Source organism: Myroides sp. LoEW2-1 (genome assembly GCF_009767705.1).
In the GTDB taxonomy this organism is placed as follows: Bacteria; Bacteroidota; Bacteroidia; order Flavobacteriales; family Flavobacteriaceae; genus Flavobacterium; species Flavobacterium album_A.
The window spans coordinates 1-14,609 of sequence record NZ_WSPP01000167.1; the positions used below are offsets into that span (position 1 = coordinate 1).

The window sequence follows — 14,609 nt, forward strand, 5'->3', positions numbered from 1 at the left end:
ATAAGTCTAAAACTCGTTTTAATTGCAAGAACTTTTAATCTAAGAGAAAAGTAACGTTTTATATAATACAAAAGAGGGTGACCTTTTGGGACACCCTCTTTTACTTTATATTTTATTTAATCTTCATCCTCCTCATGGAAATCTAACCATTCCATATCTTCACTCATTGTTTTGTCCAAGAACATATCCATTACTTCTTCTACATAGTCTTTTGCAAAATACACTCTCTGCGTTTTTCCGATACTTTCTGAAAGTCTATATAATTTAGGTTCTAAGCGATTTCTCAACTGTACATCTAAATCGTCAATGATATACATCTTTAACTGATTTACATCAAAGCCTGCACTACTAAACATTTCATTCAATCTATTGGCCGTCCCGATCAAGATATCATTACCCAATGACAATTGATTCTTATCATCATCCATATCCGTGTGATCATGCGTACCAAAAATGCGCAACCCAGTATATTTGCTATAAAGTTCAAATAACTCTATCAAGCGCTCTACTTCCTTTTTATCTTTTACAACAATGAGTACACGTGTGGCAATTTCACCTTCGACAGGAGCTTCACATCGTTGGATAGCAGCCATAATCATAGCTGTTGTTTTACCTTGTTCTTCTGGTGCAAGAATAACAATATCTTGCCCACTCTTTATCTTACCAAAAGTCGCCTTTTGCATTTCTGTCGGGACTTCTAAACCATTGCTTAAAAGGTTCTCTTGTAAGGTAATATTAATCTTTTTTAATTTCATAATTATTTATTCGCAAATAACTCAACATCCTCTTTAGAAACTTCTTTTCCTCCTAAAATAATGAGTCTTTCTACTACGTTTCTCAATTCTCTAATATTTCCAGTCCAATCGTATTCTTGCAACAATTGTACAGCTTCTTTAGAAAAAGCCTTGGGAACAGTACCTTGTTCAGTCGCAATTTGTTTGACGAAATGCTCTAAAAGCATTGGAATATCATCTCTACGATCATTTAATGCAGGAACCTCTATCAAAATAACAGCCAAACGGTGATACAAATCTTCTCTAAAACGCCCCTCAGCTATCTCTTTCTTTAGATCTTTATTAGTAGCTGCTAAAACACGGACATCAACTTTTACATCCTTATCAGCACCTACGCGTGTGATTATATTCTCTTGCAAGGCTCTCAGTACCTTAGCTTGAGCAGATAAACTCATATCTCCAATTTCATCTAAGAAAATAGTTCCGTGATTTGCAAGTTCGAACTTTCCTGGACGATCTTTCACAGCTGAAGTAAAAGCGCCTTTTACGTGTCCAAATAACTCACTCTCTATTAATTCTGATGGAATAGCTGCACAATTTACTTCAATCAAAGGATTAGCTGCTCGGCTACTTTGCAAATGCAGTTGATGTGCTACTAACTCTTTACCTGTACCATTAGGTCCTGTTATTAAAACTCGTGCTTCTGTAGGAGCCACCTTTTCAATCATACTTTTAATGCGATTAATTGGCTCGCTATCACCGATCATTTCATACTTCTTGTTTACTTTTTTCTTCAAAATAGTATTTTCAACAACAAGCTTACTTGTATCTAATGCATTTCGCACAGTGGTAAGTAATCGGTTCAAATCAGGTGGTTTTGATATATAGTCAAAAGCACCTAAACGCATCGTGTTCACAGCAGTTTCAAGATCTCCATGACCCGAAATCATAACGAAGATAGTTTCTGGTTTAATTTTCTTCGATTCTACCAATAATTCTTCACCATCCATTTTCGGCATCTTAATGTCGCTAATAACAAGATCGTAATCTTCTGCTTTTATCTTTTCTAATCCCTGTTCCCCATCTTCAGCGACTTCAACTTGATAACTTGTTGACTCCTCCTCTAAAATCTTTTGTAATACTCTTCTAATTGCACTTTCATCTTCTACAATTAAAATCTTTGATACTTTTGTCATACTTAAATATTAGGAGTTCCTTTTTAATACCTCAGCCATTTGTAAAGTTCCTTCCAAGACGGACGTTTTCCATACATCAATATACCAATACGGTATATCTTAGCTGCTAGCCAAACTACAAGTATAAATGTAGCAAATAATATAAAAATAGACAACAAAACTTCCCATACAGGCACCCCAAATGGAATGCGCATAAGCATCACAATTGGAGAGGTAAATGGTATCATTGAAAACACCGTTGCAATTGAACCGTGTGGGTCTTTTATAACTGTAAAAAAGCCTATATATACACCCAACATAAGGGGCAATAAGATCGGAAACAAAAACTGTTGAGTATCTGTTTCATTGTCCACAGCTGCACCAATTGCAGCATATAGTGAACTATACAGAAAATAACCTCCTATGAAAAATACTAAGAAATACACAAACATTGAAATTAATGGTAGACTTAGTATTTCGTGTACGTAATTTTGAATATCAGTAAGTAATTCGGGAGAGAACATTCCAGCAGTTTCAACTACTTCAACAGTAGTCATTCCAGGTGTACCATTTATCCCTAAAAAGAAACTACTACCCATTAAAAGAAAAGCACCTACAATACCCCATATTATAAATTGAAGTATCCCCGCCATAGATGTACCAATTATTTTGCCCATCATTAACTGAAAAGGCTTAACAGAAGAAATAATAATCTCAATAATTCGATTTGTTTTTTCTTCTATGACAGAACGCATTACCATATTCCCATAAATGATAATAAACATCATAATGAAATAACCAAATGCTCCACCAATAATGATCTTTATCTCATTTAATCCTCTAACAGTTTCTTCTCCTGTGGCTTTTGTTAGTTTTAAATTTACCTTAGACTGAGCCTCATCTATAATTTCTGTATTAATTCCTTTATTCTGTAGGTTGATATGGGTGATCTTGTCAGCTATCAACAACTCTACTTTACTAATAAAACTAAGGCTTGGGCTATCATTTGAAATGTAAATAATATTCTTTTCATAGTCACTTACATTCACTTGAGCAGGAATATATATTAACCCTTCGTATTTTTCTGCGGCGACGCTATCTTTTAAGATACCTACATCGATTGCAGACAAATCTTGATAAACAAACGCATCATTACTCTTAAACTGCTTGATAAACAAACCACTCTCATCGTGAATAGCGATTTGTTTTGCATCCCCTTTCATAGAGGCTAAATAGGCTACAAATACCATTAGCGCAACAAAGAATAGTGGACTTAAGAATGTCATTACTATAAAAGACTTATTTCTAACTTTCGCCAGAAACTCTCTTTTTATTATTAAGGGTAGTATATTCATTTTATTTACTTACAGTTTGAATAAAAATATCATTAACAGTTGGCAACTTTTCGACAAAATGAGTCACTTGTCCATTTTCAGTTAGGATATGAAGAAGTTCATTTGGCATTGCATTACCTAAATCAATTTCCAATTGTAGCTCATTGTTCAACGACTTAAACTCTGTACTAGTCATTTTAAACTTCTCAGACAGTTTCAACATGAGGCGTTCAACATTATCAGATAAAATTCCTACTTGATACAAATGTGTCCTAAACTCTTTCTTTACATCAATCAACTTACCTTCTATCAACTTATTTGACTTATTGATTAAGGCAATATAGTCGCACATCTCCTCTACACTTTCCATACGGTGAGTAGAAAAAATAACAGTAGTACCTTTCTTTTTTAATTCTAATATTTCATCTTTAATGATATTAGCATTAACAGGATCAAACCCAGAAAAAGGCTCATCTAAAATAAGTAATTTAGGATTGTGAAGAACAGTTACTACAAACTGTATTTTCTGAGCCATCCCCTTTGAGAGTTCTTGTATTTTCTTATTCCACCATTCTTCAATCCCAAGTTTTTCAAACCAATATTGCAACTGTCTTTTTGCTTCTTGTTTCGATAATCCTTTTAATTGTGCAAGGTACATTGCTTGTTCTCCAACTTTCATTGTTTTATAGAGTCCTCTCTCTTCTGGCATATAGCCAATATCTTTAATATGAGTTGGATTCAGAAGCTGACCATCCAAAAGGATTTGTCCACTATCGGGATAAGTGATTTGGTTAATAATACGAATTAGCGAGGTTTTACCAGCTCCATTAGGCCCAAGCAATCCGTAAATTGTTCCTTGAGGCACAGAAAGAGATACATGGTTTAGAGCTACTTTATCAGAATATTTTTTAACAACGTCTTTTACTTCTAATATAGGTTGCATACTTAAGGTCTATTATTTTGTGTAAAAATACTTTTTTATTTTCAATTATATAGAAGCATTCTACATTTTAGTAAGGGTATAAAAAAACCCAACCTTATTTGGAAAAATAAGGTTGGGAAAAATTGCTATGAAAAAGAAAATCCACTGTTTAATAAGTGTACGTCAAAAGTATAATTAATTTTCCAATTAAGAAAACATTTCTCTAACTTTTTCAAAAAAAGATTTGTCATTTTTTGACGGAGTAGGTTTGAAGTTCTCGTCTTCTAACATATTTTCGAAAAATTCTTTCTGTTCTTTTGACATTTTTTTAGGAGTCCACACATTTACATGTACTAATAAATCACCATTGCCATAACTGTTAACAGATGGCAATCCTTTGCCTTTTAGACGCAAGATTTTACCTGATTGAATACCTTCTTCAAGTTTAATTCTCACTCGTCCTGTTACAGTCTCAATTTCTTTTGATCCTCCTAAAGCAGCTTCTGCGAAGCTAATATATAAATCATAGTGAAGATTATCCCCTTCACGCTGTAATGTATCGTGCTCTAATTCTTCGATAACTACTAATAAATCTCCAGCTACACTATTCTTTCCTGGTGCCTCATTACCTTTACCAGAAACCTTTAACTGCATTCCATCAGCCACACCCGCAGGTATTTTGATTGATACTGTTTCCTCTTGTAAAATTAATCCATCTGCATCTGCACCTGCTGGTTTATGATCCATTACTTGCCCACTTCCATGACATGTATCACAAGGAGCTGAAGTTTGCATACGCCCAAGCATAGTATTCATAATCTTAACAACTTGCCCTGCACCATTACAAGTTGGACAAGTTTTATAAGTTACTCCATCTGCTTGTACTTTACGCTTAACTTTGATCTTCTTCTCTACGCCATTTGCGATATCTTCAAGAGTCAATTTCACTTTAATACGCAAACTTGTACCCTTCACGCGTCTTTGACCAGAGTTTCCTCCGAAGCCGCCAAAACCGCCGAAGCCACCTCCACCACCGAAAGCACTTCCAAATATATCACCGAATTGGCTAAAGATATCATCCATATTCATATGGCTACCTCCACCAAAACCGCCTGCACCATCAAATGCTGCATGTCCATATTGATCATATCGAGCTTTTTTATCTGGATCGCTCAATACTTCATAAGCCTCTGCTGCCTCTTTAAACTTTTCTTCAGCTTGCTTATCATCTGGATTCTTATCAGGGTGAAACTCAATAGCCTTTTTACGATATGCCTTTTTAATGGTATTCGCATCTGCACTTTTATCTATCCCTAATATTTCGTAATAATCCTTTTTCATTTTAGTATATTTCTTTTATTTATAATTTAAGTGATTACTATTGCCCAATAACTACTTTTGGGAATCGTATAATTTTATCACCTAACTTATACCCTCTTTCTAAAACATCGACAATCTTCCCTTTCATGTCATCTCCAGCTGGTATTTGTGTTACTGCTTCAGAAATATCAGAATTAAAATCGTCTCCTTTATTCACTTCTACAATTTCTAAACCTTTACTTGCCAAAGTGTCACTCAGTTTCGTAGATATTAATCTCACTCCAGTCAAATGGTCACTTTCTCCGTGTTTTTCCAATTCTGCAATAGCGCGCTCAAAATCATCCAAAACTGGCATCATTGCAAGCATAACTTCCTCGCTAGCTGTCTTATAAAGTTCCACACGTTCTCTTGTTGTTCGCTTTTTATAATTTTCGAACTCGGCAAAAAGTCGCATAAACTTGTCCTTTTCTTCTGCCAGTTTTATATTTAACTGTTCTTCAACACTTAATGTATCTTCCACTATCGTATTTTCAGTATTCTCAACGTTCTCTTGAATTACTTCGTTCTCAGCATTAATGTCTTTATTTTCAGTACTCATATCTAGAATTGTTATTTTAATAATAGTTTTACCTATAGTCCATTATCAAATCCTTTGCCAACTGATTATTGCTGTCACAATGACATATTTTGAATGAAAATAAATTATAATTACTACTAGTTCTTTACACCTTATTAGAACAAATTACAATGTCTTAAACAGTGCTTACAACTACCGTTTAGCTACTTGCAGTAAATCTACAAGTGCCTCTTGTAATTCGGGAAACTGAAAAACAAATCCCTTAGATACTACTTTTGCACAACTAACATCTTGACCTTCTAAAACTAAACACGCTTTTTGTCCTAATACCAGTTTTAATGCCCAGCTTGGTACACTTGGCAACCAAAGCTTATAGCCTAATACATTAGCTAATGTGTTAGTAAATACTTTATTTGTTTCTGATTTAGGAGCTACTGCGTTAAATATCCCCTCCTCTTTATTCTCCAACAAAAACATATACATGCTAATTAAATCATCAATGTGAATCCATGAGTATATTTGATTTCCTGTACCTAATACTGATCCAACATGGTATTTTATTGGAGCAATCATTTTCGGCAATGCTCCTTCTTCTTTGTCTAACACTAACCCGGTACGCAGCATGGTTACATCAATCCCCAACTTTTCTATTTCTCCGTTTGCAACCTCCCATTGATTAACCACTTTTCCCAAAAAATTAGTTGCTTTCACATAGTTATCTTCCTCTTGTTTATTATCTCCATTCCTATATATACCAATAGCTGAAGCAGCAATAAAATGCTTAACTTGATGATCTATAGATGACAACACACGCATTAACAATTTTGATCCATCAACTCTACTACTCAAGATTTGCTCTTTTCCTTTCTTTGACCAACTGCCTCCAATATTACTCCCTGCTAAGTGAATAATAACATCTACATCTTCAAATGCTTTGCGATCAATTTCCTGCTTCGCTATATCCCAATAATAACCTTCTGCTCCCATAAAAACACCTGAAACCATATTTTTAGAAGAAGTTAAGTACACCACCTGATAATCGCAATCAAGCAATCTTGAAACCAACTTTTTTCCAATAAAACCTGTTGCACCTGTTACAAGAACTTTCATATTATCCGTTTTATATATTATTATAATGATTTAGTAAATATATTCTATAATGGAACAATACCTCTATATAAATGTAAAAAAAGCCTAAAAAACATCTTAATCAACTCCAATAAAGACACTTACATAAATCCCAACTCAAATCTTAAGGTTAAAATAATGTTAATTTACAGTACTATGCTATACAAAGTACCTTCTTTTAGATATATCTTTGCATAAGAAACATGAAGCCAATATAAAACTTATGAATATTGAAAATACCAAAGCCCAAATGCGAAAAGGTATTTTAGAATTTTGCATCCTGTCTATTCTAAAAGAGAGAGATTGCTACACCTCTGAAATACTCGATGAGCTTAAAAGCGTAAAACTCGTAGTGGTAGAAGGAACAGTATATCCATTACTAACGCGGTTAAAAAATGACGATTACTTAGCCTATCGATGGGAAGAATCGAATTCAGGACCACCACGAAAATATTACAACTTAACTGAAAAGGGAACAGGTTTCCTTGAAGAATTATCTAAAACCTGGGAAGAACTTGCAAATGCTGTTTATAAAATAACATCTAAAGCCTCTAACAATGAATAAGACATTAACTATAAATATCGCTGGATTAGTATTTCACATAGATGAAAATGCCTATCAAAAACTTGATTCTTACTTGAAAGCCATCAAAAATTCATTGTTAAAAGAAGAACAAGATGAAATAATTCACGACATAGAAATTAGAATTGCCGAATTATTCTCAGAAAACATCAGTGACAAAAACCAAGTAATCACGATTGCCGATGTAGATACAGTCATTAATATAATGGGTAAACCTGAAGATTATAACTATGGTGAAGAAGAAACAACATCTGAAAATCACTATACATTCACAACTTCAAAAAAACTATATAGAGATAGCAAGAAAGGGATTCTTGGCGGAGTACTTGCAGGTCTATCCCATTACCTAAGAATTGATCTTTTGTGGTTGAGAATTATCTTCTTGATTCTAGTTCTTTTTTATGGAACAGGAATACTTCTTTATTTCATTTTTTGGATTGTAGTACCAAAAGCAAAAACGACATCGCAGATATTAGAAATGGAAAGAGAGCCCATCAATATCAATACGATAGAGAAAAAAGTAAAAGACAATATCAACTACGTAGCAAATAAAATCAGCGAAGTTGATTACGATAAGATCAAGACAGAAACTGAAAAAGTAGGACAAAAAAGCGCGAAATGGTTTAAAAACCTTTTTGGTGTATTCATAATCGCGTTAAGTAGTACCATTCTCTTTGCAATTATTGTAGCTGGAATAACCACTTATGTCAATAAAGAAACAATCATTAGAGAGGGAATAGCTAATCATATTCCCTTTTTTAATGATGCCATGTTTTCATTTACCTTGAGTACTTTGTTAGTTTTCATGATTGCAGCCTTACCTTTTATAGGACTATTACTCATAGGACTTAGATTAATATATACAAACATTAGATATGTCTTCGCAACCCTATTGGGACTATTCATTGTTTGGCTTATTGCTATAGTTGCCTTTGCCTTGCCATTTTTAAAAATGGAGAATTACAATTCCTATTATACAAGCGAAAAAACTGCTCAGATTGCAGAAGTAAGTAACAAAATTAATATCGATTTTCCACAAACAGAAGTCTTAAATATTACATTAGTTAAACCAAGTTTCTTTGAGTCAGACAATGCTGAGATAATACAGCATTTAAGTGAAAAGAATATAGTGCAAGTTCCTATTACTTTTGAAATAATCCCATCTTTTCAGGAATATATTTATATAAAAATAGAAGGAGATTTTTCAAAAACTGTATCTACAAAAAACAAAACGTTAGTGAATACACCAGAAATAGAACAAATTCAAACCAAGAAAATACAAGACAACCTTATTATTTCTGACACTTACCTATCAGATGAGTCAAAGCAGTTAAAACTATACATCTATCTACCCATAGGAAAAAGTGTCTATATAGACAATAAAACAAGAGAACTATTAGGCAATGAAAAAGAGTTATTCAAGCCTAATCACATCTACCAAATGAAAGAAAATAAAGTAATGGAATGCATTGACTGCTAATCCACTGATTCAAAATTCACAGTAATTAGCAGAGCCCTCTGCCAAAAGTGAACAATCTGTGTAGTTAAAAATCGTGAAATAGCTCTATGACTGGCAAAAAAAACAAGATAGATAAAATAGCGTATCAACTGACCTGAATAAAAAAAGCTGTTCTAAAAATAGAACAGCTTTTATATTTTAGCTTATATGACTAAATTAATAAGTTCCTGATTGATTTTGAGCATCTTGAATCATCTTCTCATTTGCGCGAATACCAAACTCCACACGTCTATTCTGAGCTCTGCCAGATTCTGTATCATTTGAAGCTATAGGATCTGCAATTCCAAGACCATCAGTCTTAACACGCGATGCAGCGATACCCTTTTGCACTAAGTATTGCTTAACAGATGCTGCTCTCTTTTTTGACAAACTAAGGTTGTATTCTTCTCTACCTGTATTATCAGTATATCCGTAAATATCAATATAAGTATCAGGCTCATCCTTAAACACAATAATTAACTTGTCCAGGTTAGTCTTAGCTTTATCCGTTAAAGTAGCTTGGTTTAATGCAAAGTTCACAGAGTTTTCACCTAAGATTAATTTGATACCTTCACCTACGCGTTCAACTTGTGCGCCTGGTACAGTTTCTTCAATCTTGCGTGCTTGTCTATCCATATTATTTCCAATAACACCACCAGCAGCCCCTCCAATAACACCTCCAAGTACAGCACCTAAAGCACCGTTACCTCCTTTACCAAGGTTATTTCCAAGGATACCACCGATAATAGCACCACCTGCAGCACCAATAGCAGCACCTCTTTGTGTGTTATTAGAATTTTTTACAGAGTCACAACTTGTAAAGCCGATAGAAGTAGCAAGTAGCAAACTTGCCAAAGAATATGTTGCAATTTTTCTCATACCTATTACTATTAATTTCTAACAAATTTATACGTTACATCATACGTTTGTCCTCCTGCATAAAACTTATCCACTAATTCAAAAGAAGCAGCAGTTTGGTTTTTAACTTGCATAGAATAACCTGTAGTTACGTGTTTTGCTTTTACGCCTTCATCAATAAATTTGAATTCGAACTTACCTGCTGGAGATATAGTCCATTTAAAATCACTTTCAAAACTTGGACAACTTCCCCCTTTTGTCAAAGAGATATGGCCTGTATTATTATTTGATACAAACTTCCATTGACTACCAACAAAACAATCTGCATCAGCAATATTGAATGAATTTACTTTTACAAATTCACCACCAATTCGATTAACCTTTACAAGAGTCCATTCTCCTTTCAATCCAACTTGAGATTTAGAATCCATAGTCGGTTTACAAGAAACTACAGCTAAAGCAATAGCTCCCAAATAAAGTGCTTTTTTCATATCATTTTATTTTTTTCAAATTTTTCAATCACAAATTTACAAATAATCAAATAACAACAGACACATCTCTGCCAAATTGACACATTAATTTCCTTTGGTATCTTTTTTGTCTTTTGTACAAGCAAAATACGAACATTATATAACATATTAAATATAATATTATGACATCTGGAAAAATTAACGTTACCGTGGAAAATATTTTCCCACTTATCAAAAAGTTCTTGTATAGCGATCATGAAATTTTTTTAAGAGAGTTAATTTCTAATGCGACCGACGCGACATTAAAACTAAAACATTTAACTACAATAGGAGAAACTAATGTAGAATATGGTAATCCTATTATCGAAGTTAAAATAGATAAAGAAAATAAAAAACTTCATATTATCGACCAAGGACTGGGAATGACTAAAGATGAAGTAGAAAAATACATTAACCAAGTTGCTTTCTCTGGTGCAGAGGAATTCTTAGAAAAATATAAAGACTCAGCAAAAGATACAGGAATCATTGGCCATTTCGGTTTAGGGTTCTACTCTGCTTTTATGGTTGCTGATAAAGTAGAAATATTTACTAAATCATTTAAAGATGAGCCTGCTGCACATTGGACTTGTGATGGTAGCCCAGAGTACACTTTAGAAGCATGCGACAAAACTGAAAGAGGTACAGAAATTGTATTACACATCGCAGAAGACTCTCTTGATTTCTTAGAGGACTATAAAATCCGTGAATTATTAGTAAAATACAATAAATTCATGCCTGTGCCTATTAAGTTCGGTACGCATGAAGAAGGTGAAGGAGAGGATAAAGTAGAAGTAGATACTATTATCAATAATCCTAATCCAGCTTGGACAAAACAACCTTCTGATTTAAGTGATGAAGATTATAAAAACTTCTACCGAGAGTTGTATCCTACACAATTCGAAGATCCTTTATTCAACATCCACTTAAACGTAGATTATCCATTTAACTTAACAGGTATTTTATACTTCCCTAAGTTAAGTGCTGATCTTCAAATGCAAAAAGACAAGATTCAATTATATCAAAATCAAGTATTCGTAACAGATAACGTAGAAGGCATAGTTCCAGACTTCCTGACTATGTTAAAAGGAGTAATCGACTCTCCAGATATTCCACTGAACGTATCTCGTTCTTACCTTCAGGCAGATGGTAATGTGAAAAAGATTTCTAACTATATCACTCGTAAAGTAGCGGATAAATTAAAATCGTTATTTAACGAAAACAGAGAGGATTTCGAAAGTAAATGGAATGATATCAAAATCGTACTAGAATACGGTATGCTTTCTGAAGAGAAGTTCTACGAAAAAGCGGGAGCATTCATGCTTTATCCAACAGTAGATGACAAATTCTATACATTAGAAGAATTAAAAGAAGCTACTAAAGACAACCAAACGGATAAAGATGGCAATTTAGTAATCCTTTATGCATCCAACAAAGATGCTCAACATAGCTATATTGCTGCAGCGAAAGACAAAGGATATCAAGTATTACTATTAGACTCTCCTATCGTTTCTCACTTAATTCAAAAATTAGAAAGTGACAACGAAAAAATGACTTTCGTGCGTGTAGATTCTGACCACATCAATAACTTGATTAAGAAAGAAGATACTGAGATTTCTAAATTATCTGAAGATGAACAAAAATCATTACAAGAAATTGTAGAGAATATCGTACCTAAGGATAAATATACTGTAAAGCTTGAAGCTTTAGATAGCACAGCAGAACCGTTTATTATTACTCAACCTGAGTTCATGCGTCGTATGAAAGAAATGAGCCAGTCTGGCGGTGGAGGTATGTTCGGAATGGGTAATTTTCCAGAAATGTATAACCTTGTGGTAAACACCAACTCTCCACTTGCAACTAATATCATTGGTAATACGGATGAAACAACCAGAACAGAAAGTATCAAACAAGCGATGGACCTTGCCAAACTATCTCAAGGTTTATTAAAAGGGGAAGAACTTACTGCTTTCGTAAAAAGAAATTTCAACAATCTGAAATAAACAATAATACTTCCATAGAAGCCCATAACATTACTGTTATGGGCTTTTTTTGTTTTATAATGATACAACAAATGAATTAACAACTGTCCGATTTTTAGGGAAGTCTACACAGCCTTTTAGTGATAAACATAAACTTAGTTTGTTAGACCTATCTCAATCCATGCATCTAAGAAACTCCAAAAATCAATATCATACTTTGGTTCCTTATTAGTCCACCAAATAAGATACTTTGCTTCATCAACACTCTTTTCTATATCAACACATAGGTATCCTGCTCCTGCATTGTGAAATAAGTAATATGTTTTACTCAAATCAATATCTAATGTTTTAATTTCTTCTAAGATTCCCCACTCAGATTCATCTAGAAACTCTATCTTATCTAGAGGGAGAAAACCTAAACCACCACTTAAACTTTCATACCAACCATTATGTACATTCATATAATAAGCCCTAATATCTTCAGGTAGATTTTTCAAAAAGTCACTCTCCGTTATTGGCTCATTACCTTCATAAATCAGTACTTCATTGTTAATTTCAAAAACGTATACTATTTTAAACTTATTCAAATGTTGCACAATAAAAACATCTTTTAAACTGTTTTCAAGTAATGTATATGTTCTAGTAAGCTTTTCTTTATATATTAACCAATACTTTAATACTATTTCTTTTCGGTTAACAAACTCATTAGTTTTTAAAAGTTCATTCCATAAAGAATGTTCGAATACTCCTTTATAATTTTCCCCTAGAATAGTAGCATTCTTTAATCCATTTTCTATTAAAATCTTATTTAAATCCATTATTTCTTATTTAAAAAACAATCACTCTTCTATTCCTCCTTCTAAAGCACATTCTAAAATTATTTGAAAGAATAACTCATCGTCTGTTGTTTCTAATAACACTTCATCAAAGTTATCTCTTGGTCGAAAGCTAAATACTTTTGTCTCTATTTCTTGTACGAATAAGTAAAGGTCACTATCCGCATAAAAGATAAACTTTGCAAAATCTTCATCAGTGTGCCAATTTAAGTTGGAATCTATGATTCCGCTTAAAAAAACATCATCATATCCAATTATTAGAGCTGTTTCTGAGCCATACAAGAATACCCCGTTTTCATTAAACCCATTGGTTATTTGTAAAATATTCTTATAGATTTCGGATAAGTTAACACTAAATTGTTCAGTAAATAGTTTGTCTAATTCACCTAACTGTTTATTAGATACAAATGGTTGAATAACTTCATTATACTCACTCTTAACCTTTACAAGATCATTGATTAATTCATTAATTTGTTTCATGTTACTTTATTTTAAGGATAAACATTCCTTTTCATTATGTATCAACTAACTGTTTTACTTTCCCCTGCAGACATTCCTTTTTTATCCTATTTTCACAGACCTTACACCATAAGTATGGATATAAAATTATGTTTTTTTTGAAGGTTATTAATTCTGTTTAAAATAAAAGCCCAAAATTATAATCTTCAGAATCTATGTATCAAATGGGTTAATCATCCTATTAAATTCCTCTTCAAATGATAAAATAACATTAATATTACATACAAGTTTAAATTCATAAAGATTATTTTAATTATTCATTGTCATCAAATTATATATAGCTTCACTTTTATAACCTCCTTTTTCAGGAAGTTTATCCTCAAAATCACAACAAGCTATAGCACAAATATTGTTTGACCAATACTTTTCTAATAACAGTGTGCTATTATATATATCATCTAAAGAATAGTCAGTTTCCTTATAGTAGGCTAAAACAATAGTAAAGTATAAGAATCCATCTGGGAAAATTTGTTTTTTCACACTATCCCTATCTGAATTTAATTCTATCAATAGATCAAAATCTACATTTCTTCTTAAATTTACTTCTGAAACTAAATATTCTACTTTATTTATATCACTACAGTTGATATAAATTTCTATTATCAATTTATCCATGTTTAAACTATTGGGGTAAAAA

General features: G+C 32.9%; 15 protein-coding genes. 3 read left to right on the forward strand and 12 right to left on the reverse strand.

The features are described from left to right. Positions 1-116: 116 nt before the first annotated feature. The 7 genes from GOQ24_RS10095 to GOQ24_RS10125 form a co-directional block, all read right to left on the reverse strand. Entirely contained in the window at positions 117-755 is a 639-nt protein-coding gene (locus tag GOQ24_RS10095; RefSeq protein WP_155093225.1) for a DEAD/DEAH box helicase, read from the reverse strand. 2 nt (positions 756-757) lie between these two features. Beyond that, the gene (locus GOQ24_RS10100) at positions 758-1,930 is read right to left on the reverse strand and encodes a sigma-54-dependent transcriptional regulator (protein ID WP_155093224.1); all 1,173 of its coding nucleotides are present in this window, start codon (positions 1,928-1,930) and stop codon (positions 758-760) included. Between the two features lie 23 nt (positions 1,931-1,953). After that, a complete protein-coding gene (locus GOQ24_RS10105) occupies positions 1,954-3,264 on the reverse strand; it encodes an ABC transporter permease (protein ID WP_155093223.1) in 1,311 nt (436 codons plus the stop codon). A 1-nt stretch (position 3,265) separates the two neighbouring features. After that, complete coding sequence (locus tag GOQ24_RS10110; RefSeq protein WP_155093222.1) at positions 3,266-4,186, reverse strand: ABC transporter ATP-binding protein; 921 nt, start codon at positions 4,184-4,186, stop codon at positions 3,266-3,268. 186 nt (positions 4,187-4,372) lie between these two features. Then, complete coding sequence (dnaJ, locus tag GOQ24_RS10115) at positions 4,373-5,506, reverse strand: molecular chaperone DnaJ (protein ID WP_155093221.1); 1,134 nt, start codon at positions 5,504-5,506, stop codon at positions 4,373-4,375. Between the two features lie 37 nt (positions 5,507-5,543). Continuing rightward, a complete protein-coding gene (locus tag GOQ24_RS10120; protein ID WP_155093220.1) occupies positions 5,544-6,083 on the reverse strand; it encodes a nucleotide exchange factor GrpE in 540 nt (179 codons plus the stop codon). Positions 6,084-6,254: 171 nt separating this feature from the next. Further along, positions 6,255-7,172, reverse strand: a complete 918-nt coding sequence (locus tag GOQ24_RS10125) for a TIGR01777 family oxidoreductase (protein WP_155093219.1) — start codon at positions 7,170-7,172, stop codon at positions 6,255-6,257. A gap of 241 nt (positions 7,173-7,413) precedes the next feature. Here GOQ24_RS10125 and GOQ24_RS10130 point away from each other — a divergent pair, with 241 nt between their 5' ends. Beyond that, positions 7,414-7,755, forward strand: coding sequence for a PadR family transcriptional regulator (locus GOQ24_RS10130; RefSeq protein ID WP_155093218.1), 342 nt, complete (start codon positions 7,414-7,416; stop codon positions 7,753-7,755). Then, positions 7,748-9,253, forward strand: coding sequence for a PspC domain-containing protein (locus GOQ24_RS10135; RefSeq protein ID WP_155093217.1), 1,506 nt, complete (start codon positions 7,748-7,750; stop codon positions 9,251-9,253). The genes GOQ24_RS10130 and GOQ24_RS10135 overlap by 8 nt, the downstream gene beginning before the upstream one ends. Positions 9,254-9,448: 195 nt before the next feature. Here GOQ24_RS10135 and GOQ24_RS10140 read toward each other — a convergent pair whose 3' ends face one another. Next, on the reverse strand, positions 9,449-10,150 hold the full coding sequence (locus GOQ24_RS10140) for an OmpA family protein (RefSeq protein WP_155093216.1): 702 nt from the start codon (positions 10,148-10,150) through the stop codon (positions 9,449-9,451). Positions 10,151-10,161: 11 nt separating this feature from the next. Continuing rightward, positions 10,162-10,620, reverse strand: coding sequence for a lipocalin family protein (locus GOQ24_RS10145; protein ID WP_155093215.1), 459 nt, complete (start codon positions 10,618-10,620; stop codon positions 10,162-10,164). A gap of 161 nt (positions 10,621-10,781) precedes the next feature. Between GOQ24_RS10145 and htpG the strand changes: the two genes are divergently transcribed. Beyond that, complete coding sequence (gene htpG / locus GOQ24_RS10150) at positions 10,782-12,638, forward strand: molecular chaperone HtpG (protein ID WP_155093214.1); 1,857 nt, start codon at positions 10,782-10,784, stop codon at positions 12,636-12,638. Positions 12,639-12,772: 134 nt separating this feature from the next. On the opposite strand, the gene GOQ24_RS10155 is transcribed toward htpG, so the two are convergent. The 3 genes from GOQ24_RS10155 to GOQ24_RS10165 all read right to left on the reverse strand — a co-directional run. After that, positions 12,773-13,435 carry an SMI1/KNR4 family protein gene (locus GOQ24_RS10155; protein ID WP_208103219.1) on the reverse strand — a complete coding sequence of 221 codons (663 nt, stop codon included), beginning with the start codon at positions 13,433-13,435 and terminating at the stop codon, positions 12,773-12,775. A gap of 21 nt (positions 13,436-13,456) precedes the next feature. Continuing rightward, positions 13,457-13,933: a YrhA family protein gene (locus GOQ24_RS10160; protein WP_160339609.1), complete on the reverse strand. Its 477-nt coding sequence runs from the start codon at positions 13,931-13,933 to the stop codon at positions 13,457-13,459. 288 nt (positions 13,934-14,221) lie between these two features. Beyond that, a partial coding sequence (locus GOQ24_RS10165) for a hypothetical protein (RefSeq protein ID WP_208103220.1) occupies positions 14,222-14,609 on the reverse strand: 388 nt, incomplete at its 5' end.

Coding starts and splice junctions, on each gene's coding strand:
- GOQ24_RS10140 (WP_155093216.1), bottom strand. CDS start 10,150: ATGAGAAAAATTGCAACATATTCTTTGGCAAGTTTGCTACTTGCTACT.
- GOQ24_RS10110 (WP_155093222.1), bottom strand. CDS start 4,186: ATGCAACCTATATTAGAAGTAAAAGACGTTGTTAAAAAATATTCTGAT.
- GOQ24_RS10105 (WP_155093223.1), bottom strand. CDS start 3,264: ATGAATATACTACCCTTAATAATAAAAAGAGAGTTTCTGGCGAAAGTT.
- dnaJ (WP_155093221.1), bottom strand. CDS start 5,506: ATGAAAAAGGATTATTACGAAATATTAGGGATAGATAAAAGTGCAGAT.
- GOQ24_RS10095 (WP_155093225.1), bottom strand. CDS start 755: ATGAAATTAAAAAAGATTAATATTACCTTACAAGAGAACCTTTTAAGC.
- GOQ24_RS10145 (WP_155093215.1), bottom strand. CDS start 10,620: ATGAAAAAAGCACTTTATTTGGGAGCTATTGCTTTAGCTGTAGTTTCT.
- htpG (WP_155093214.1), top strand. CDS start 10,782: ATGACATCTGGAAAAATTAACGTTACCGTGGAAAATATTTTCCCACTT.
- GOQ24_RS10135 (WP_155093217.1), top strand. CDS start 7,748: ATGAATAAGACATTAACTATAAATATCGCTGGATTAGTATTTCACATA.
- GOQ24_RS10130 (WP_155093218.1), top strand. CDS start 7,414: ATGAATATTGAAAATACCAAAGCCCAAATGCGAAAAGGTATTTTAGAA.
- GOQ24_RS10125 (WP_155093219.1), bottom strand. CDS start 7,172: ATGAAAGTTCTTGTAACAGGTGCAACAGGTTTTATTGGAAAAAAGTTG.
- GOQ24_RS10120 (WP_155093220.1), bottom strand. CDS start 6,083: ATGAGTACTGAAAATAAAGACATTAATGCTGAGAACGAAGTAATTCAA.
- GOQ24_RS10160 (WP_160339609.1), bottom strand. CDS start 13,933: ATGAAACAAATTAATGAATTAATCAATGATCTTGTAAAGGTTAAGAGT.
- GOQ24_RS10100 (WP_155093224.1), bottom strand. CDS start 1,930: ATGACAAAAGTATCAAAGATTTTAATTGTAGAAGATGAAAGTGCAATT.
- GOQ24_RS10155 (WP_208103219.1), bottom strand. CDS start 13,435: ATGGATTTAAATAAGATTTTAATAGAAAATGGATTAAAGAATGCTACT.